This window comes from Neobacillus niacini (genome assembly GCF_046591715.1).
Taxonomy (GTDB): Bacteria; Bacillota; Bacilli; order Bacillales; family Cytobacillaceae; genus Neobacillus; species Neobacillus niacini_L.
The window spans coordinates 269365-288754 of the sequence record NZ_JAWVNQ010000003.1; the positions used below are offsets into that span (position 1 = coordinate 269365).

22 protein-coding genes are annotated in these 19390 nt (G+C 37.9%); 20 read left to right on the top strand and 2 right to left on the bottom strand.

What is annotated here, in order from left to right:
• Positions 1-82 precede the first annotated feature (82 nt).
• The 6 genes from SFC47_RS11200 (at position 83) to SFC47_RS11225 (ending at position 5425) form a co-directional block, all read left to right on the top strand.
• Positions 83-703 (top strand): stage V sporulation protein AA, encoded by a 621-nt coding sequence (locus SFC47_RS11200; RefSeq protein ID WP_411254355.1) that lies wholly within the window; start codon positions 83-85, stop codon positions 701-703.
• Positions 693-1115, top strand: a complete 423-nt coding sequence (locus SFC47_RS11205; RefSeq protein WP_411254356.1) for a stage V sporulation protein AB — start codon at positions 693-695, stop codon at positions 1113-1115. Before SFC47_RS11200 ends, SFC47_RS11205 begins: the two co-directional genes overlap by 11 nt.
• Before the next feature lie 26 nt (positions 1116-1141).
• Positions 1142-1741 carry a stage V sporulation protein SpoVABEA gene (gene spoVAEA, locus SFC47_RS11210; RefSeq protein ID WP_411254357.1) on the top strand — a complete coding sequence of 200 codons (600 nt, stop codon included), beginning with the start codon at positions 1142-1144 and terminating at the stop codon, positions 1739-1741.
• The gene (locus SFC47_RS11215; RefSeq protein WP_411254358.1) at positions 1704-3188 is read left to right on the top strand and encodes a spore germination protein; all 1485 of its coding nucleotides are present in this window, start codon (positions 1704-1706) and stop codon (positions 3186-3188) included. Before spoVAEA ends, SFC47_RS11215 begins: the two co-directional genes overlap by 38 nt.
• A gap of 165 nt (positions 3189-3353) precedes the next feature.
• Positions 3354-4658: a diaminopimelate decarboxylase gene (gene lysA, locus SFC47_RS11220; RefSeq protein WP_411254359.1), complete on the top strand. Its 1305-nt coding sequence runs from the start codon at positions 3354-3356 to the stop codon at positions 4656-4658.
• A 419-nt stretch (positions 4659-5077) separates the two neighbouring features.
• The gene (locus SFC47_RS11225; protein ID WP_411254360.1) at positions 5078-5425 is read left to right on the top strand and encodes a GNAT family N-acetyltransferase; all 348 of its coding nucleotides are present in this window, start codon (positions 5078-5080) and stop codon (positions 5423-5425) included.
• A gap of 28 nt (positions 5426-5453) precedes the next feature.
• On the opposite strand, the gene SFC47_RS11230 is transcribed toward SFC47_RS11225, so the two are convergent.
• Both SFC47_RS11230 and SFC47_RS11235 read right to left on the bottom strand, forming a co-directional pair.
• Positions 5454-5975, bottom strand: a complete 522-nt coding sequence (locus SFC47_RS11230; RefSeq protein ID WP_411254361.1) for a DUF309 domain-containing protein — start codon at positions 5973-5975, stop codon at positions 5454-5456.
• A gap of 122 nt (positions 5976-6097) precedes the next feature.
• The gene (locus tag SFC47_RS11235; protein WP_179596512.1) at positions 6098-6187 is read right to left on the bottom strand and encodes a YjcZ family sporulation protein; all 90 of its coding nucleotides are present in this window, start codon (positions 6185-6187) and stop codon (positions 6098-6100) included.
• Between the two features lie 198 nt (positions 6188-6385).
• Between SFC47_RS11235 and SFC47_RS11240 the strand changes: the two genes are divergently transcribed.
• The 14 genes from SFC47_RS11240 to SFC47_RS11305 all read left to right on the top strand — a co-directional run bounded on the left by SFC47_RS11240 (position 6386) and on the right by SFC47_RS11305 (position 19346).
• Positions 6386-7141, top strand: coding sequence for a segregation/condensation protein A (locus tag SFC47_RS11240; RefSeq protein ID WP_411254362.1), 756 nt, complete (start codon positions 6386-6388; stop codon positions 7139-7141).
• 5 nt (positions 7142-7146) lie between these two features.
• A complete protein-coding gene (gene scpB / locus SFC47_RS11245; protein ID WP_411254363.1) occupies positions 7147-7734 on the top strand; it encodes an SMC-Scp complex subunit ScpB in 588 nt (195 codons plus the stop codon).
• Positions 7735-7834: 100 nt separating this feature from the next.
• The gene (locus tag SFC47_RS11250) at positions 7835-8254 is read left to right on the top strand and encodes a hypothetical protein (RefSeq protein ID WP_411254364.1); all 420 of its coding nucleotides are present in this window, start codon (positions 7835-7837) and stop codon (positions 8252-8254) included.
• A gap of 32 nt (positions 8255-8286) precedes the next feature.
• Complete coding sequence (locus SFC47_RS11255) at positions 8287-8775, top strand: YpuI family protein (protein WP_411254365.1); 489 nt, start codon at positions 8287-8289, stop codon at positions 8773-8775.
• A 134-nt stretch (positions 8776-8909) separates the two neighbouring features.
• On the top strand, positions 8910-9800 hold the full coding sequence (locus SFC47_RS11260; RefSeq protein ID WP_411254366.1) for a superoxide dismutase: 891 nt from the start codon (positions 8910-8912) through the stop codon (positions 9798-9800).
• A gap of 174 nt (positions 9801-9974) precedes the next feature.
• On the top strand, positions 9975-11120 hold the full coding sequence (locus tag SFC47_RS11265; RefSeq protein ID WP_411254367.1) for a D-alanyl-D-alanine carboxypeptidase family protein: 1146 nt from the start codon (positions 9975-9977) through the stop codon (positions 11118-11120).
• On the top strand, positions 11113-11700 hold the full coding sequence (locus SFC47_RS11270; RefSeq protein WP_411254368.1) for a nucleoside recognition domain-containing protein: 588 nt from the start codon (positions 11113-11115) through the stop codon (positions 11698-11700). Before SFC47_RS11265 ends, SFC47_RS11270 begins: the two co-directional genes overlap by 8 nt.
• Before the next feature lie 7 nt (positions 11701-11707).
• Complete coding sequence (locus tag SFC47_RS11275; RefSeq protein WP_411254369.1) at positions 11708-12244, top strand: spore maturation protein; 537 nt, start codon at positions 11708-11710, stop codon at positions 12242-12244.
• A gap of 228 nt (positions 12245-12472) precedes the next feature.
• On the top strand, positions 12473-13210 hold the full coding sequence (gene rluB, locus SFC47_RS11280) for a 23S rRNA pseudouridine(2605) synthase RluB (RefSeq protein ID WP_411254370.1): 738 nt from the start codon (positions 12473-12475) through the stop codon (positions 13208-13210).
• 104 nt (positions 13211-13314) lie between these two features.
• Positions 13315-13839, top strand: coding sequence for a thiol-disulfide oxidoreductase ResA (gene resA, locus SFC47_RS11285; RefSeq protein ID WP_411254371.1), 525 nt, complete (start codon positions 13315-13317; stop codon positions 13837-13839).
• Positions 13840-13862: 23 nt separating this feature from the next.
• Positions 13863-15494 (top strand): cytochrome c biogenesis protein ResB, encoded by a 1632-nt coding sequence (gene resB, locus SFC47_RS11290; RefSeq protein ID WP_411254372.1) that lies wholly within the window; start codon positions 13863-13865, stop codon positions 15492-15494.
• On the top strand, positions 15495-16679 hold the full coding sequence (gene ccsB, locus SFC47_RS11295; protein WP_411254373.1) for a c-type cytochrome biogenesis protein CcsB: 1185 nt from the start codon (positions 15495-15497) through the stop codon (positions 16677-16679).
• A 172-nt stretch (positions 16680-16851) separates the two neighbouring features.
• Positions 16852-17568 carry a response regulator transcription factor gene (locus SFC47_RS11300; protein ID WP_411254374.1) on the top strand — a complete coding sequence of 239 codons (717 nt, stop codon included), beginning with the start codon at positions 16852-16854 and terminating at the stop codon, positions 17566-17568.
• On the top strand, positions 17565-19346 hold the full coding sequence (locus SFC47_RS11305; protein ID WP_411254375.1) for an ATP-binding protein: 1782 nt from the start codon (positions 17565-17567) through the stop codon (positions 19344-19346). The genes SFC47_RS11300 and SFC47_RS11305 overlap by 4 nt, the downstream gene beginning before the upstream one ends.
• Positions 19347-19390: the final 44 nt, after the last annotated feature.

Consider the following 19390-nt stretch of genomic DNA (forward strand, 5'->3'; position numbering starts at 1 on the left):
CCATTCGGTCTTTTTTTACTAAAGATTTAAATTTTGCTCATACTAGGTATACAAGGAAATCAATGTGTGGGGAGTGAATGTTTTGGAAAAAACAGTCTACATCCGCATGCGGAATCGTGTTCTGGTAAATCCGGATGATAAAGTGTATTTAATGGATATTGCACAGGTTATTGCACCAGAAACTGTAATCGCAGAATTGAAAAATATGATGATTCACCAAGTATCTATAAGGGATAAAAATATTATCATCATTGATGTCATGAAAGTTATTCGTATGATCTCAAATTTGATTGAGGATGTCGAGGTACAAACGATTGGACCAGCACAAACAATTGTAGAAGTAATGTTCAAGAAAAAACAAATGTCGACCCCTATTTTTCTCTTGATATGGTTTTTACTATTTTTCGGTTCAGCAATGGCCATCATGAATTTTCATGACGATGTCAGTATGCGGAGTGTTCAAGAAAAGTTATACAAATTAATAACAGGTGTAGAAGATTCCAAACCATGGATTTTTCAAATCCCATATTCCATTGGTTTAGGTCTTGGGATGATTTTATTCTTTAACCATGTATTTCAAAAAAGAATCAACGAAGAACCAAGTCCCCTAGAAGTAGAGATGTTTAACTATCAACTAGATTTAGATAACTATGTCATCATTCACGAAAATAAGGAAAGTATGAAACGTGCCAATGACGATTAAAGTCATTACGGTTATGTTTATTGGACTTGCAGGTGGTTTAGCAGTTGGTTCAGGGTTCGTCGCTTTTCTAACAGTACTTGGAATTATCCCAAGGCTGACACAGCTGTCAAAGACAATGAAAATGATCCGGCACTATGAATGGGCCGTTGTAATAGGGGCATTATCAGGATGTGCAGGAAGCTTAAGAGATCCAATATTGGGGCTGTCCCCCTATTTTATGCTGCCCCTAGGATTTGCTGGAGGAGTCTTTGTCGGAATGCTGGCGGCAGGACTTACGGAAGTATTAAATGTATTTCCAGTGCTGGCTAAAAGACTGGGGATTGATGGGAAGATTATCATCTTAATTATGGCAATTGTTTTAGGGAAGATCGCGGGGTCAATTTTTCAGTGGGTCTATTTTGTTCATCATTAAAGTAAGTAATGAAAGGACATCCTAGAATGAGTATTCCGAGGCGGGTTATATTAATTACTGATGGTGATGAGTATGCAAAGAGAGCAGTTGAGTGTGTCGCCAAAGAAGTAGGCGGGCGTTGTATTTCTATGTCTTATGGGAATCCCTCCCGGCATACAGGACCAGAACTTGTTGAATTAATAAAAAAGGCTGCCAATGACCCAGTATTCGTTATGTTTGATGATAGTGGACTTGTTGGTGAAGGCGCAGGAGAAAGAGCGTTGAAATATGTTGCTACCCATAAGGATATAGAGGTCTTAGGAATTATTGCAGTTGCTGCTAAAACCCATCAGGCAGAGTGGACTAGAATCGATGTAAGCATCGATCGGGATGGTGAACTAACTCCATATGGTGTAGACAAACACGGTATACCGGAGCTTGAGATTGGAAGATTAAATGGAGATACCGTATACTGCCTCGATGAATTAGATGTTCCAATTATTGTTGGAATTGGAGACGTAGGGAAAATGGCAAGGCGTGATCACTATGAACGCGGTGCCCCGATAACGAAAAAAGCGGTAGAGCTAATACTCGAAAGGAGTGGATATCGTGACGAGAGAGAACGAACTAAACTGGCCGATTCCTGAATCACTTCAAGAAATAGAACATTACATGAAACAGAGAGTTGGTCTAGGAGTAAGTTTTGACTTTGGTGTCCGTAAGTTGAAAATATTGAAAAAGGATGTTCATTTTTACTGGATAACTGGTTTATGCGATACTCAATTTATTATTGAAACAGTTGAAGAACTAGTTCGTATTAATGATCATGAAAAACCATCAGCAGATTTATTTAAGGTTGTTGAAAATCGCCTCGTCAATCAATCTGTTAGTCCGGTAAAAACACTTGATGAAATGGTTACACAGGTACTATCTGGATTAATTGTTGTCGTTGTTGAGGGAGCAGATACTGCTTTTGCAGTGGATGTCAGGAGCTACCCCGGCCGTTCACCGATGGAGCCAGATACTGAGAAAGTAGTTAGAGGTTCGCGTGATGGATTTGTTGAAAATATTGTTATTAATACTGCCCTTACAAGAAGAAGAATACGTGATGAGCGGCTCCGATTTGAGATTATGAAGGTTGGCGAACGTTCAAAGACTGATATAGCAATTGGGTACATTAATGATATCGCTGATCCTGACTTAGTTAATATTCTCCGCAAAGAACTTAAGTCAATCAAAATTGATGGTATTCCAATGGCCGATAAAACGATAGAAGAGTTTATTCTTAAGCAAGGTTTTAATCCGTATCCATTAGTAAGATATACAGAGCGTGCCGATGTTGCTGCGGCACATCTATTAGAAGGACATGTAATTATTTATGTGGATACCTCTCCAAGTGTAATCATTGCACCAACTACTTATTTTCATCATGTACAGCATGCTGAGGAGTTTCGAGAAGCACCGGTTATGGGCACCTTTGTCCGCTGGTCAAGATTTTTAGGGGTTCTAACTTCAATATTATTACTTCCTTTATGGCTATTGTTCGTGTTAGAACCGTCCTTGCTTCCTGACAGGCTGTCGTTTATTGGTCCAAATGAACAAACGAATATTCCAATCGTAGTGCAGATATTATTAGCTGATTTTGGGCTCGAATTTTTAAAGATAGCAGCTATACATACACCAACCCCATTATCGACAGCTATGGGATTAATTGCAGCCGTATTGATTGGGCAGATTGCCATTGAGGTTGGTTTATTTGTTCCAGAGGTTATCCTATACGTTGCGGTTGCAGGTATTGGTACGTTCACGACTCCAAGTTATGAGTTAAGCGTCGCAAACAAAATAGGCAGAATGATCCTAATCATACTTGTAGCCATTTTCCATACACCAGGCTTCGTAATTGGTGCAACGCTTCTGTTTATTCATTTAGTTACAACTCGCACATTAAATACACCGTATTTTTGGCCATTCCTTCCCTTTGAACCAAAGGGATTTCTGCAAATTATTTTCCGCCGTGCAATACCTGGGTCAATCCTTCGCCCAAGTATAGTACATCCAAGGAATCGTTACCGTCAGCCGCCAGATGGCGAATAAAATATTGCGGAAAAGACTTTGTTGTGCTAAAGTATTTTTAATTATATAAAAGGATAAAAAGCTAAAAAATAGGCAGTATCCTTTTGGGATTCTGTCTATTATTTATTACTTTTTTAAGCACGTACCATATACTAATAAAGAGTCTTTACGGAGAGAGGGAAGGAAATGTATTTTTACGGGACAACGGGCGTAAATGGCAAGGGGAATTTGGAAATAGGCGGAGTAGATGCAGTAGAGTTGACCGAGCAATTTGGAACGCCTCTCTATGTTTACGACGTATCATTAATGAGGGAAAGAGCAAGAGGATTTAAGAAGACCTTTGAAGAACAAAACATAAAAGCACAGGTTGCATATGCCAGTAAGGCCTTTTCAACTATTGCCATGCTCCAGCTTGCAGAGGAAGAAGGATTATCTCTTGATGTGGTTTCAGGAGGAGAATTATATACTGCTATTGCTGCTGGTTTTCCAGCTGAAAGAATTCATTTTCATGGTAATAATAAAAGCAGAGAAGAACTCGAAATGGCGCTAGATAACAAAATTGGCTGTATTGTGGTTGATAATTTCTATGAGTTAGATCTTTTAAAAACAATCTGCCAGGAGAAAGATGAAATAATATGTATCCTATTGCGAGTAACTCCAGGCATCGAAGCCCATACACATGATTATATTTTAACAGGTCAGGAAGACTCGAAATTTGGTTTTGATCTGCAAAATGGACAAGCGGAGCAAGCTTTAGTTTCCGCACTTCGTTGTAAGCATTTTGATGTGTTGGGTTTACATTGTCATATTGGATCACAAATTTTTGAGACAACCGGGTTCTTGCTCGCTGCTGAAAAAATTGTTAGTAAAATGAATCAATGGAGAAATACGCTTAACTTTGAGGCAAAAGTACTTAACCTAGGCGGAGGCTTTGGTATTCGCTATACAAGTGAAGATGAACCGCTGCAGCCTTCACAATATGTTAGTGAAATTATTAAAGAAGTCAATAGACTAATTCAGGAAAACTCAATGACCATGCCGGAAATTTGGATAGAACCTGGAAGGTCACTAGTTGGTGATGCAGGGACAACACTATATCGAATTGGGTCATCTAAAGAAGTACCTGGAGTGAGAAAATATTTAGCTGTAGACGGCGGGATGAGTGACAATATTAGGCCTGCTCTTTATCAGGCAAAGTACGAAGCGGTACTTGCGAATAGGCCGTTAGCGGAAAACACAAACAAGGTTTCTATTGCTGGTAAATGCTGTGAATCGGGTGATATGCTGATTTGGGATCTGCCACTTCCGGAAACGGAAGAAGATGACCTTCTTGCAGTTTTTTGTACAGGTGCTTACGGATACTCAATGGCAAATAATTACAATCGAATTCCACGTCCAGCAGTGGTATTTGTTGAAAATGGGAAGGCAACACTTGTGGTTAAAAGAGAAACGTACGAAGATCTTCTTCGGTTAGATTTGCCGCTAAAATAAATAGACTGCCGCTAAGAAAGCGGCAGTTTATTTATTTTTCAAATCGGAGCTTCGTCTCTTTCGCAAGGGACCTTCTGCTTGTAATGATTAAATGGATTATTTTTTGTATATAGTGTAGAATGACAACATGTACGCTATCTTCAAATTGTATTTGGAGGATTTTTTATGAAAAAAAGTAATTGGACTGTGTTTGGTATCCTTATCGGACTAGCACTTGCCTGGGGAATTATCTATTGGGTTTTTATTGTACCAAAATAATGATAATATGATTGATAGATAAACATTAATTATGTATGATTGACAATAATGAAACACTTTACAAATTTGACTACATATTATAGAGAAAACTGTTTATTTATGAATTTGTAGGAAAAAATATATTATCCCACTGGGTTATTTAATATAATGAGGGAGCTATTATGTTAATTCGTTATAAGAAAACATTTGAAAAGATAGCCATGGGCTTGTTGTCCTTTATGCCCACTGAAAAGGACTTAAAGAAACTCCAATTGACCATTAAGGAGTATGAAACGGAAGAGAAACTGCAGCTCTTTCTTTGGAAGGAAGAAGATATTATCGGTCTTATTGGGGTTCAAATGAACGATAATTTAGAGTTAATGATTCAACATATTTCTGTTAATCCCTCTCATCGTCATCAAGGGGTTGGAAAAAGAATGGTTAAAGCACTCAAGGATATGTATCCTGAGAAGCAAATAACTGCAAACAACAACACAGCACCATTTGTGGAGAAATGTGATGTTTGCTGACCAAAGCATTGAAAGGCAACGAAACTAATCATTCGTTGCCTTTTCTATTCCTTAGTGCTTTCATACGTTCCTCAATAACCACGGTCCTATCACGTAATTTATGCCTATGTACAATTGATTTGTCCTCTAAGTTACTTCCCTTTCCCCATGTACAACCTAAACTTTCACATCTTTCCATACATGCTTGTAACAGAATAGGCTCGATTACAGGAAGATTGATGCTTTGATAGCCTTCCATATTTTCGACATTCTTTAGAAGGTGTGAGAGTGATGGGATTAAGACCTGAACATCTAAACCGAGTGCAGTTATCCTATTTGCATGCATAGATAAGATGTTAATTGCTTTTTTCAACGTTCTTTGTGCACCACTAAAGTTTTCTCTGCGATGATGGTACCTAGACACTGATAATAGGATGAGGCCTACCCAAATGGAATCCTTTTGATAATCATTCGATTCCTTCCAATACTCTTCTAGTATTTCGTGACATTCAAAGTAATCGCGAGTACCATTGAAATGAACTAAAAATTGAATATATTCCTTCGGGTACAAAGAATCACCCCTAAAAAGTTAATTTATGTACAGTGTAGCATATATTGAGCATTTCTTCAGATAAATGGCAAAAGAAAAAGCCCGCCCCAAAAGGCGGGCTTTCTTTGGCGTTTCGTTTCTAATTAAAACCAGGAAGCACCAACAATAATTAATAAAATGAATAGAACCACGATTAAAGCGAAGCCGCCTCCAAAACCGTAACCATCAGCCATTTTCAAATACCTCCTATAATGTTTTGTTAGTCTTTTCATTCTCATCATATGTAGGGTGTTTGTCCAGTGTTATAGGGCAGTATCCCAATTTCAATTTACAATGGTAATGAATTTTCTATTGGATAACCTATTTGAATCCTCTATACTAATAAGAGTCATGAGATATGATGATAATTACTTCAAGGATTTTGGTGAAAGATGATACACTATAATGTAAAAATTGATGCATTTGAAGGTCCACTGGATTTACTCCTGCATCTAATTAACCGATTAGAAATTGATATATACGACATTCCTGTTGCCCAAATAACCGAGCAATACTTAATCTATATAAAAACGATGACCGAACTAAAACTAGATATTGCCAGTGAGTTCTTAGTGATGGCAGCTACCCTTTTAGCAATTAAAAGCAAGTTGCTTTTACCAAAGCATGAAGAGACATTGGATGATTTCGACTCTAGTATCGCTTATGAAGAAGACCCAAGAGATGAGCTTGTTGAGAGGTTAATTGAATATCGTAAATACAAAGAAGCTGCGCTTGATTTAAAGTCATTGGAGGAGGAACGAGGACTTATGTATACAAAACCTCCAAGCGACCTTTCGGAGCTTGCAAAGGAAAAGCAGCCAGAAAAAGTAGAAATGAATATAACCCTATATGACATGCTGGCTGCTTTTCAGAAGCTGTTGAGAAGGAAAAAACTGCAGCGCCCAATGGCCACGAAAATCGCGAGACAAGAAATATCCATCGAAACGAGAATGACAGAAATTATGAGTGAGTTAAAACATTTAAAAGGCCGGACAAACTTCAATGATTTATTTCCCTTTCCTGCAAAGGAACATATTGTTGTGACGTTTTTGGCGGTGTTAGAGTTAATCAAAAGAAAAGAAATTGACGTAGAACAAAATGAAAACTTTGGTGATATCTTTGTTCATGCAATACAGGAAGGAGCGTAAAGGGCTTGGAGATCATTAATTGGCATAGTATTTTAGAAAGTCTTTTATTTGCTGCAGGTGATGAGGGACTAACATTAAAGCATGTAGCTGAGGTTCTGGATGTAGAGGAACTAAAGGCTTTTGAATTAGTAGAAGAGTTAAAACAGGTATACGAAAAAGATCCAAGCCGCGGAATTATGATTGTTCAGCTTGCGGGTACGTATCAGCTCGCGACAAAAAAGGAAAATGCAACGTATTTAAAAAGGCTCGTTGACTCACCTAATACAGCTGCCCTTTCGCAAGCTGCTTTAGAGACATTGGCAATAGTTGCTTATAAACAGCCAATTACTCGTGCTGAAATTGAAGAAATACGCGGAGTAAAAACAGAAAGGCCGCTGCATACCCTAATGACAAAAGCACTCATCAAGGAAGTTGGAAGAGCGGAGGGAACAGGAAGAGCTTACTTATATGGAACCACCAAAGAATTTCTTGATTATTTCGGATTAAAAAACATTGAGGAATTACCCAAGCTCCCCGAACGAGTCGAAGAAGAATTTGTTCAAGAGGAAGCAGACCTGTTCTTTGAAAAGTTTCAAGAGAGCATTAATTCTTAAAAGTAAAACAATTTATTTTAGATGTGATAAAATGGAGATACGATTTCAAAGAACTTCCGTAGATCAACTTATTGTTAATGACCAAAGGGGATGGATTTAATTGTTAATTAAAGAATGCATCGGATACGAATTGGAAAAGGAAAAATCCAATACTTCAGAAGACTTCTTTAATAGGAGTGAGGTTACATTTATGGATGACTCGGAGGAAAAGACCCTCCATGTATTGTATGTTAGATACTTTGAGGAATTCTTTCCAGAATTCACTCCTTATCAACAAAACCCAATTTTCACAAAAGATAACATCGAAGTAACTTTTAAAGACATTGTTGCCTTAGTGTGTTTAATCAAAAATCCGGGATTGAAAAAACGTAAACGCTTATACATTAATTCTAAACAGGAATTTGCTTCATATTTTCAGGATATTGACTTTGAGAAATTGCCTGAAATAGTACTTGCTGTAAAGCAAACAAAAAGGTTTGAGCTGCGTTCTCCTCTCGATTACATTAAGCAGCCGCGATAGTTGGTTAATAAACAATTCAAAGGGGTGTTTGAATGGGAAATTCATTAGTTAAATCGCAGCTTAAAGATGTAGGAGGTTTTTTAACTTCTACAATTAGTACTTTAGAAGGTTATTTAAATGAAACAACCATTTCGCAGATGAATCAGCAATTGCCCGGTGATTGTGATTATTATAAATTAGTTCTTTCAAATTTGAGGAAATTGCTTGTTTACTGTGAAGAAGGCTTGGATGCTTGCTCAGTTATTTTGCTAAGTGAGCCGTTCCAAAAACCTACTGCAGAAAAAACTCTTTATCGGATTTTTCATCAGTGTATTGAGGAGTTTTTCTCTCCTAAAAATGATGCTTGGTTTGAGGATAGCCGCTCTGCTTACACAGGAAGAAACTCAATAAAATTTTATAAGAACGTTCCTGAAAGTGTACAAGAATTAGTGAAAGGACTTGAGGGAGAATTTCAAAGAGTTCGAGAAGAGCTTGAATACTATGAAACAGATTACCGTACAAAAATGATTCAATCTAAATAATTGATGATCCTTTAACTGTCCATTAATGGGCAGTTTTTTCTATACTTACGGTTCTTATCAATTACATTAATGTTCATATTCCCAGATAATTTTCATACCTTTTAGGTAGATTCGAAATAAAAGGGTGGGATAAAATGAATCGATTTAGTCAGTATGTTCATGAACTATTTGAATGGAATGAAGAAATGAAACGATTCCTAGAAAAAGAAGAGGTGAATGATCATTTAGAGTTATGGGAGCAGCTTGAACATTTCACCGAATTAATTGAAAACACAGGGCAATCATTATCTGATAATGAAATGCTTAGTCTGCAGGCAAAAGCAGAAGAAATTCATGAACAATTGGAAAGTTATTTTTCTCGTAAACAAGGAACAGGGAGTATCTGGGTAGAGAAAAAGGCTGTACCGGCGGGAGGTCATAAACTGCCAGATCTCCCCTATGCCTACAATGCCCTCGAACCCTATATATCTGAAGAAATTATGAGGCTGCACCATGATAAGCATCATCGATCTTATGTAGACGGTTTAAACAAAGCTGAACTGAATTTAAAGAAAGCTAGAGGTAACAATGATTTTTCCTTAATCAAACATTGGTCAAGAGAATTAGCATTTCATGGCTCAGGACATTATCTCCACACGATATTCTGGAAGAACATGATACCAAAAGGCGGGGGAAGCCCACAAGGACTGCTTAAAGGAGAAATTGAAAATTATTTTGGCAGTTTCGATAAATTTAAAAAACAATTCTCTGAAGCTGCTAAACAGGTTGAAGGTGTAGGGTGGGCCATTCTTGTATGGTCACCACGGGCAAGACATCTCGAGATCCTTCAGTCAGAAAGACATATGCTGCTAACACAATGGGATACGATTCCCCTGCTAGTTCTTGATGTTTGGGAACATGCTTATTATCTGCAATACAAGAATAACCGTGCGGGTTATGTTGACAATTGGTGGAACATAGTGAATTGGAATGACGTTGAAATGAGGTTTGATAAAGCCTCTGAGATTAAGTGGCCAGCATTCTAAATCTTTAAGGCAATCGGCAAATAGTCGATTGCCATTTTCTATTTTTAAGACAAATAGTCATAACAAGCCTTGTCCCGCATAAAATTTTAGAAAGTTAGTTTTAAGAAAGCTGATGCGCCCTTATTCAGGGCAGCCTGAAGCTAGATATGTTAAAGAAGGGGACGAGGTAAACTGATGAGAATGATTTGGAAGCTAGTCATTTTTGCCCTCATGGTCTCACTATTCATTGCAAACATTCCTCAAAAGGTGGATGCTTCCGTTTCCGTAAGTGCACGAGGTGCAGTTTTAATGGAACAAGAATCAGGGCGTGTCCTATTTGAGAAAGATGCCCACACAAAAAGGAGAATCGCTAGTATTACGAAAATTATGACAGCGATTCTTGCAATCGAATCGGGAAAAATGAATGAAATAGTGAAAGTAAGTGAACAAGCTACCCGGGCAGAGGGGTCGTCCGTGTACTTAAAGCCAGGAGAAAAGATTAAGCTTGAGCATCTAGTATATGGTCTAATGCTTAGGTCTGGAAATGACACGGCGGTTGCAATTGCTGAACATGTCGGCGGAAGTTTAGAGGGATTTGTGTATTTGATGAACCAAAAAGCTGGAGAAATAGGTATGTTGAATACTCACTTCTCGAACCCGCATGGCCTGGATGACCATGAAGATCACTATTCCACTGCATATGATATGGCACTATTGACTCGCTATGCAATGCAAAACAAAACCTATCAAAAAATAGCTGGGACAAAGAATTATAAAGCACCCAATCCTACAGAAGATTGGGATCGTCAGTGGAAGAATAAAAACCGCTTACTAACAAAGTACAAATATACGACTGGCGGTAAAACGGGATATACAAAGCGTGCGAAAAGAACATTGGTCACAACGGCAACTAAAGGGGATATGAGTTTAATAGCTGTTACCTTAAACGCTTCAGATGATTGGAATGATCATATAGCAATGTATGAAACTAGTTTTAAAACCTACGATATGGTAGAAGTTTTATCAAAGGGAAAAATAGATATTAAATCAAATAAGTACTATCATAACCACCTTTATGTCAACAAGTCTATTGTTTACCCAGTGAAAGATGAGGAAATGGACATGTTCTCAATTAAATATAAATTAAATAAGCCGGGTGAAGATTGGGAGGAATTGGATCATAACGGGGAAGCTGTCGGAAAGGCACAGGTTTTCCTTGATGGTAAAATGGTACGAGAAACACCTATTTATTATAAAGGTGGTTCTGAAAAGAAAAAGAGTTTATTTGATTCCTTGAAAGATATATTTCTATCAGTAATTGGCGTGAGAATTAATGGTTAACTATATTTGGGTATTTATGACAATTGTGGGTTTCGTGTTTGCCATGATAAATGGAACAATGGAAGAAGTAAATAAGGCGATATTTGATGGGGCAAAAGAAGCTGTGACATTATGTATTGGGTTAATCAGCATTCTTGTATTTTGGTTAGGGATGATGCGGATTGCACAAGAATCAGGATTACTAGATTTATTATCTAAATTATTTCGCCCATTCGTTAAAAGAGTATTTCCTGATGTGCCATCTAATCATCCTGCAATGGGATATATATTGTCTAATATGATTGCGAATATGTTTGGTTTAGGGAATGCTGCTACACCGCTCGGAATCAAAGCCATGGAGGAATTAAAACGTTTAAATGGCGGCAAGAATTCAGCCAGCAGGTCCATGGTCACGTTCTTAGCAATTAATACTGCAAGCATTACGATCATTCCAACAACCGTTATTGCAATCAGAATGAACTACAATTCTGCCTCCCCAACTGAAATTGTAGTACCAACTTTAATTGCCACCATTATCTCAATGCTCGGAGCAGTTATGATCGATCGCTATTTTTATAATCGACGAAGTCGCAAAGGATGAATGCCGCATGGAATTTCTTTCTATTATTTCACTAGGTTTTATCCCTGCCTTAATAGGCTTTATCCTCCTTTATGGAACCATAAAACAAGTTCCTACCTATGAAAGCTTTGTTGAAGGAGGGAAAGAAGGAATCAAGATAGCAGTTTCTATTATTCCATTCCTTGTAGGAATGCTTGTAGCGATTACTGTTTTTCGTGCCTCAGGTGCGCTGGAAGCATTGATGAATTGGATTAGACCAGCAATGGAAGCAATCGGGGTCCCCGCAGAAATAGTTCCACTCATCTTAATCAGGCCAATATCGGGAACGGCTGCACTTGGTATGACAAGTGATCTTATTGCTGTTTATGGTCCGGATTCTTTTATTGGAAGACTTGCTTCTGTTCTGCAGGGTAGTACAGATACGACATTTTATGTGTTGACCGTTTATTTTGGAGCGGTTGGAATCAAAAAAATGGGTGATGCTCTTAAAGTAGGGCTATTGGCAGATGTAGTGGGTATTATCGCTGCTATAGTTGTAGTGGTATTGGTTTTCGGTGCAAATTAATTTGATAGCTGGCAAGAGGGATATAAAATATAAGCAGGTTCCTTAGAGTGTAAAGCTTTAGTAGGAACCTGCTTTTTTGTATTTCCTCCGTGATAAAAGCCGTTACTTTGAAAAAGGGCAATTTTGTGTCATAATTCATTAGGGAAGAATAACAAATTTGTTTCCTAATACACTGTTGTGCAAAGCACGCAGTATCAAAATAAAGGTAAACAGCTGAGGTGGATCATATTGGAAAGATTACAAAAGGTAATTGCACGAGCAGGTATAGCTTCAAGAAGAAAATCTGAAGAATTAATAAAAGAAGGAAAAGTAAAGGTAAATGGGAAAGTAGTGACAGAGTTGGGTGTGAAGGTTACACAATCTGACAGAGTTGAAGTCAATGGAGTTCAGATTGAGAAGGAGGCACCTGTTTATTTTCTCTTATATAAACCACGCGGTGTAATATCTAGTGTCAGTGATGATAAAGGCCGTAAGGTGGTAACAGATTTCTTTCCATATCAACAAGAAAGAATATTTCCAGTCGGACGTCTCGATTATGATACTTCAGGATTATTGCTGCTAACAAATGACGGAGAGTTTGCAAATTTACTTATGCACCCGCGTAATGAGATTGAAAAAGCATATGTAGTTAAAACAAAGGGTATTCCATCAAAAGAGAATCTTAGAAAGTTAGAAAGAGGAATTCACCTTGAAGATGGAAAAACGGCACCGGCAAAAGTCAAAATACTTTCAATGGATAAACAAAAACAATCTTCTATCATAGAAATCATTATTCACGAAGGCCGAAATCGCCAGGTTCGCAGAATGTTTGAGGCAATCGGACATGAAGTTTTAAAATTAAAACGGGAACGCTATGGATTTTTAACACTGCATGGGTTGTCTGCAGGGGATGCTAGAGAATTGACACATCATGAAGTGAAGTTGTTAAGAGGATTATCTTTGGAGTCTACAAAAAAAAATTCATAAAGATGTCACAAATGTTGCGGGAAGAATTTACTATAGACATAGTGGAAAATGATATAATCTAGACACTGTGTCTCGAATTTTGTGACGCTCAGGGAGGGAGAAATATGAAAAAACGGCGATTGCTGATGAGGACCTTAATTTTGCTTGTTCTTGGTGCAGCCGTTGTTTACACGCTTTATGCCAATTTAACAAAAGATGATATACAAAAAGTAGCTGTTGGCGAAGAGGCCCCTGATTTTGTACTAGTTGATATGGATGGTAAAAAACATCAACTGTCAGATTATAAAGGGCAGGGAGTATTCTTGAATTTTTGGGGAACATGGTGTAAGCCGTGTGAAAGGGAATTTCCTTATATTAATAATCAATACAATCATTATAAAGAACAAGGGGTTCAGGTTCTTGCGGTAAATATAAGTGAGTCAGATTTGGCTGTCAATCAATTTGCAGACCGCCATAAGCTTGATTTCCCAATCGTCATTGATAAAGATGGGCAGGTTCAGACAGCCTATAATATTGGAACTCTTCCAGCAACTTTTTTAATTGACAAGAACGGAAAAGTAGTAAAATATCACACGGGACAGTTGTTAGAAAGCACTGTCAGGGAGTATATGGAGAAAATAAAACCTTAAGGGGTTGTAGGGAGTTTTTTGCAATGAAAGATGTTAAATGTGAATGCGGACATGTAAATCCACATGGTACCGTATTGTGTGAAGCATGCGGGAAAGTTCTGGATGAACAATCAAAAAATCAACCACTGCTGGATATGCGCTATGAAGGCAGTGCCCGCCGCTCACAAACATATAATAAAACCATAGTTGATAAAATATGGAACTTCTTTTCATCCGTCAAAGTAGGTGTATGGCTTATCGTCATCACACTGGTTGCTTCTGCAGCTGGGACGATTCTTCCACAGGAAATGTACATACCTCCTACCATGCCAGCAGAAGAATATTACGAGGACCAATATGGCTGGTTTGGAAAATTATATTATGAACTAGACTTAAACAATTTGTATAGTTCATGGTGGTATTTAATATTAATTGCGATGATAGGAATTTCCCTGGTTATTTGCAGCCTTGATAGGGTTGTCCCGCTATACAAAGCGTTGAAGGCTCAAAGAGTTACTAGACATGAAGGGTTTCTGAAACGCCAGCGCCTGTTTGGTATAAGTGTGAACGGAGACCAAGATGATTTAACAATCGTTAGAGAGCGATTAAAGGCTAAACGCTATCATGTTCGGGAAGAAAATGGTGATATACTCGCTGAAAAAAATCGTTTTTCTCGCTGGGGTCCGTATGTAAACCATGTGGGCTTAATTATCTTCTTAATCGGAGGCATGCTGCGGTTTGTTCCCGGGATGTATATCGATAGCGTCTTATGGCTGCGTGAAGGAGAAACAAAGGTTGTCCCTGAAACCGATGGACAATATTACGTTAAAAACGAGAAGTTTATTCTCGAAAATTATGATAAGGAAAAAGAAAAAACCTTTGAAGCAGCAATTGATCGTGCCGGAATGGTTGTTAAGAATTATCAAACAAATGCAGTCCTTTATAAACGAGTCGGGCCGGCAATAGCAGGGGAACAACCTGAATTAGAAAAAGTGAAAGAACACAAAATTCGCGTGAATCAGCCTTTAAAATTTGAAAGGTTTGCTTTATATCAAGTAGATTACAAGCTTGATGAATTAAATACAATGTCCTTCTCTTTAACTGACAAAGAAACTGCCAAGACATTCGGAGACATAAAAGTAAATCTTTATGACCCTAAGCCAAGATATGACCTTGGTAATGGATATGCTGTTGAAGTTTTAAGTTTTTTCCCGGACTTTGAGTTTTCTGAAAGCGGTGAGCCGACAACAAAGTCAAGGATTCCAAATAATCCTGCTTTTGTATTCAAAATGATATCACCTGAAGTTCCAAAGGGAGAAACGAGCTTTGTTGCGATACAGCAAACGATTGAGCCGTTAGGGGATAACCAATATAAAATGGCCTTCAAAGGAATTGAAACGAAAAATGTTACTGCCTTAACGGTTCGTAAAGATTTAACGATTTGGATTATTGTTCTGGGCGGTATTCTGTTTATGATTGGTGTAATCCAAGGTGCTTACTGGAATCACCGCAGAATTTGGGTGCAAAACAAAAATGGCGAGATTTGGATTGCTGCACATACCAATAAAAATTGGTACGGATTAAAGAAAGAAATTGAAACGACTCTTTTGGAAACGAAATTAACTATTCCTATTGATCAAGTTCAAAGGGAAACAAATGATAAGGAGGGTGTTTAGTTGGTATCATTAAGTAGTAATTTATTATATATTGCATTTATTCTTTATTTAATAGCGACCCTCTTCTTTGGCGGAGCCATTAAGGCTAAGAAAGGAACAGAGGAAAAGAAAAGTACAAATCGGTGGGGGAAAATTGCCGTCTTTTTAACCATTGTAGGTTTTGTCTCTCAGGTGGGATATTTTATTACCAGATGGATTGCAGCAGGACATGCTCCTGTTAGTAATTTATTTGAATTTACAACCTTTTTTGGAATGTGTCTTGTAGGTGCATTCATCGTTATTTATTTTATTTATCGAACACCGCTGCTCGGGTTGTTTACCATGCCTGTTGCCATTCTTGTTATTGCCTATGCAAGCATGTTCCCGAGAGATATCTCGCCCTTAATACCTGCTTTGCAAAGTGATTGGCTGCATATTCATGTTACGACTGCCGCTTTAGGTGAAGCTATTTTAGCCATAAGCTTTGCTGCTGGATTAATTTATCTTGTAAAGGTAATCGATCAATCTAAAGCGACAAAGAGAACTTTTTGGCTGGAGACTGTAATGTTTGGGTTAGTAACTACATTAGGATTTGTCCTTGTTTCTAGTATATTCTCTGCAATGGATTATAAAGCAGAATTTAATTGGATTGATAAGAATGACCTTGAGGCAAAAATTGAATATACGATGCCGGCGATTACGGGTCCTCATGAAGGAGAGCTTTTAACCAGCGGGAAATTTGAACCGCTTGTCGAAATGCCGGCGCTGATAAATGCTAAGAAAATGAACTCAGTTATTTGGTCGTTTATTGGCGGTTTAATCCTTTATGGTTTAATAAGATTAATACTGAGAAAACGTATTTCCGCTGCATTGCAGCCTTTAGTTAAAAATATCAATCTAGATTTTGTAGACGAAATAAGCTATAGGTCTGTATTAATTGGATTCCCTGTTTTTACCTTAGGTGCTTTGATTTTTGCGATGATTTGGGCACAAATTGCCTGGACAAGATTCTGGGGCTGGGATCCAAAAGAAGTTTGGGCGTTAATAACGTGGTTATTTTATGCGGCCTTCTTACACCTTCGTCTATCAAAAGGATGGCATGGTGAGAAATCAGCCTGGCTCGCAGTTATTGGGTTTGTCATAATTATGTTTAATTTGGTTGCTGTAAATCTGGTTATTGCAGGTCTTCATTCCTACGCTGGATAATATTTTTTATACCTATAGTCTTTACTTTTTCCAAGTAAAGGCTATTTTGCTAATATTTATATAGAAAAAACCCTGTTTGTCAAAAATTTGACACTTTTTGTAAAGACAATTACTTTAAATTATAGATTATCATTATCACATTTTGTAAAATAACAGCATGGGGGGATTATTAATGGAAAAAGACGTAAGGATTTTAGTGGTAGATGATGAGGAAAGAATTCGCCGTTTATTAAAGATGTACTTAGAGCGTGAGGAATATACAATTGATGAAGCAGAGGATGGTAATGAAGCGTTAACGAAGGCAATTGCAAATGATTATGATGTGATTCTTTTAGACTTAATGATGCCTGGTAAAGACGGGTTAGAGGTTTGCCGCGAATTAAGAGAAAAGAAGGCTACTCCGGTGATTATGTTAACAGCTAAAGGTGAAGAGGTAAACCGTGTACAAGGATTTGAAGTGGGAACTGATGATTATATCGTAAAACCATTTAGTCCGAGAGAAGTTGTATTACGGGTAAAGGCTCTATTAAGAAGGTCATCTCAAACCAGCTATCTTCAGACAGATACAACTACCAAGGATGTTATTGTGTTCCCGCATTTAACAATCGACAATGATGCACATAGAGTTTTGGCTGATGGTAAAGAGGTTAGTTTAACTCCAAAAGAATATGAATTACTATATTTCCTTGCAAAATCACCTGACAAGGTATTTGACCGTGAACAATTACTGAAAGAAGTATGGCATTATGAGTTTTTTGGAGACTTACGCACAGTTGACACCCATGTCAAGCGGCTACGTGAAAAGCTTAATAAAGTCTCTGAACAGGCTGCAAGAATGATTGTAACAGTTTGGGGAGTTGGGTACAAATTTGAGGTTGTTAATGAATGACCTTCCTTCGTAGTGTAGTTGGAAAGCTTTGGTTAACCATCATATTTTTGGTTGCCTTTATTCTTTTCATCTTAACTGTAATGCTCCTGGAGTTTTTTGAGAACAACAATATTACGGAAACCAAGAGTGAGTTGACTCATCAGGCAGAGAAAATTGCCAAAGTATTGGAAGGTCATCCGGATGAGCAATTTCCATTAGGTTTAGAAATCTCATGGGAAATTATTGATGAATTTACAAAGGTAGTAATCATTAAAAATAGCCATGAGGTCTATTTCTCTCCAAACTCTGAAGAGTCAGTGAAATTATCTTTAGAAGATATACGCAATGATGCCGAGATGTCAAAGGTCTTTGATGAGGACATAACAGTTGAAAAAGTAGCAAAGCTTTCCTCTCTTGATTCAGGGAAAGATACTGCAAAATATTCAATAATTGGTGTACCGCTGCACATGGATCAACAGCAAAATGGCGCGGTATTTATCTATCAATCCTTGGAAGTCATTCAAGAAACTACTCACTCAACAACTAATTTTATTTTACTTGTTGCTGGTGTAGCAATTATTCTGACAACTATTTTTGCCTTCTTTTTATCCAGCAGAATTACAGCACCTTTAATAAAAATGAGGGAAGCTGCTTTCGAAGTGGCAAGAGGAAAATTTGATACGAAAGTACCGATTTTGACCCATGATGAAATTGGGGAACTTGCCACAGCTTTTAACCAGATGGGCAGGCAGTTAAAGTTTAATATGAATGCTTTGAGTCAGGAAAAAGAACAGCTGGCGAGCATCTTAAGCAGTATGGCTGATGGAGTAATAACATTTAATCGGGATGGAACAATCCTGATATCTAATCCGCCAGCTGACCGTTTTTTACAGTATTGGTACTATGAAAAAGGGGGAGCAGCTTCTCCTTCTGAAGAAATACCCACCCAAGTGATGGAGCTTTTTCAACAGTCTGTTGATACAGAGACAGAGCAAGTGGGGGAAATTTCACTTCAAGGCCGTCACTGGGTCATTCTAGTTAGTCCTTTATACAGTAACCGATTTATTCGGGGAGCTGTTGCGGTACTAAGAGATATGACTGAAGAACGGGTATTAGAAAAGATGAGAAAAGATTTTATTGCAAACGTTTCTCATGAGCTGCGTACTCCTATTTCTATGTTACAAGGCTACAGTGAAGCGATTGTAGATGACATAGCTGAATCTCAGGAAGAGAAGAAAGAGATGGCAAAAGTAATCTATGATGAATCATTGAGGATGGGAAGACTTGTTAATGAGCTCTTAGATCTTGCGAGAATGGAAGCCGGGCATATTCAATTAACACTCGATGAGGTGAATCTGTCTGCATTTATGAATAGAATTGTTCATAAGTTTCAAGGGCTGGCCAGAGATAATGAGATACATTTAAGTGCTGATTTGGAGAATGATATTCCGAACATCTTATTTGATCCCGATCGGATTGAACAAGTATTAACAAACCTAATTGACAATGCAATTAGACATACCCGAGAAGGCGGATCAGTTAGGTTAAGTGTAAGGAATGATGATTTCGGTATTAAAGTAGAAGTCTCTGATTCAGGATCTGGTATTCCAGAAGAAGATCTGCCATTTGTATTTGAACGATTCTATAAGGCGGATAAAGCGAGGACTAGAGGCAGAGCTGGCACCGGATTAGGACTCGCAATCGCAAAGAATATAATTGACGCACATCACGGTCATATCTCCGTACAAAGTAAAATAGGACAAGGAACGACATTTGCCTTCTCACTTCCACGAAAATGAGAATAAATTGGCGATTTCTCTTGATTCACGGGAAACATTTAAGA

Bases quoted from the DNA above. Each gene is read 5' to 3' on its own strand.
- SFC47_RS11270 (WP_411254368.1), top strand. From the start codon at position 11,113: ATGGTTAACTATATTTGGGTATTTATGACAATTGTGGGTTTCGTGTTT.
- SFC47_RS11235 (WP_179596512.1), bottom strand. From the start codon at position 6,187: ATGGCTGATGGTTACGGTTTTGGAGGCGGCTTCGCTTTAATCGTGGTT.
- SFC47_RS11300 (WP_411254374.1), top strand. From the start codon at position 16,852: ATGGAAAAAGACGTAAGGATTTTAGTGGTAGATGATGAGGAAAGAATT.
- SFC47_RS11225 (WP_411254360.1), top strand. From the start codon at position 5,078: ATGTTAATTCGTTATAAGAAAACATTTGAAAAGATAGCCATGGGCTTG.
- SFC47_RS11255 (WP_411254365.1), top strand. From the start codon at position 8,287: ATGGGAAATTCATTAGTTAAATCGCAGCTTAAAGATGTAGGAGGTTTT.
- resB (WP_411254372.1), top strand. From the start codon at position 13,863: ATGAAAGATGTTAAATGTGAATGCGGACATGTAAATCCACATGGTACC.
- resA (WP_411254371.1), top strand. From the start codon at position 13,315: ATGAAAAAACGGCGATTGCTGATGAGGACCTTAATTTTGCTTGTTCTT.
- SFC47_RS11305 (WP_411254375.1), top strand. From the start codon at position 17,565: ATGACCTTCCTTCGTAGTGTAGTTGGAAAGCTTTGGTTAACCATCATA.
- SFC47_RS11265 (WP_411254367.1), top strand. From the start codon at position 9,975: ATGAGAATGATTTGGAAGCTAGTCATTTTTGCCCTCATGGTCTCACTA.
- SFC47_RS11205 (WP_411254356.1), top strand. From the start codon at position 693: ATGACGATTAAAGTCATTACGGTTATGTTTATTGGACTTGCAGGTGGT.
- SFC47_RS11240 (WP_411254362.1), top strand. From the start codon at position 6,386: ATGATACACTATAATGTAAAAATTGATGCATTTGAAGGTCCACTGGAT.
- SFC47_RS11260 (WP_411254366.1), top strand. From the start codon at position 8,910: ATGAATCGATTTAGTCAGTATGTTCATGAACTATTTGAATGGAATGAA.
- SFC47_RS11275 (WP_411254369.1), top strand. From the start codon at position 11,708: ATGGAATTTCTTTCTATTATTTCACTAGGTTTTATCCCTGCCTTAATA.
- lysA (WP_411254359.1), top strand. From the start codon at position 3,354: ATGTATTTTTACGGGACAACGGGCGTAAATGGCAAGGGGAATTTGGAA.
- spoVAEA (WP_411254357.1), top strand. From the start codon at position 1,142: ATGAGTATTCCGAGGCGGGTTATATTAATTACTGATGGTGATGAGTAT.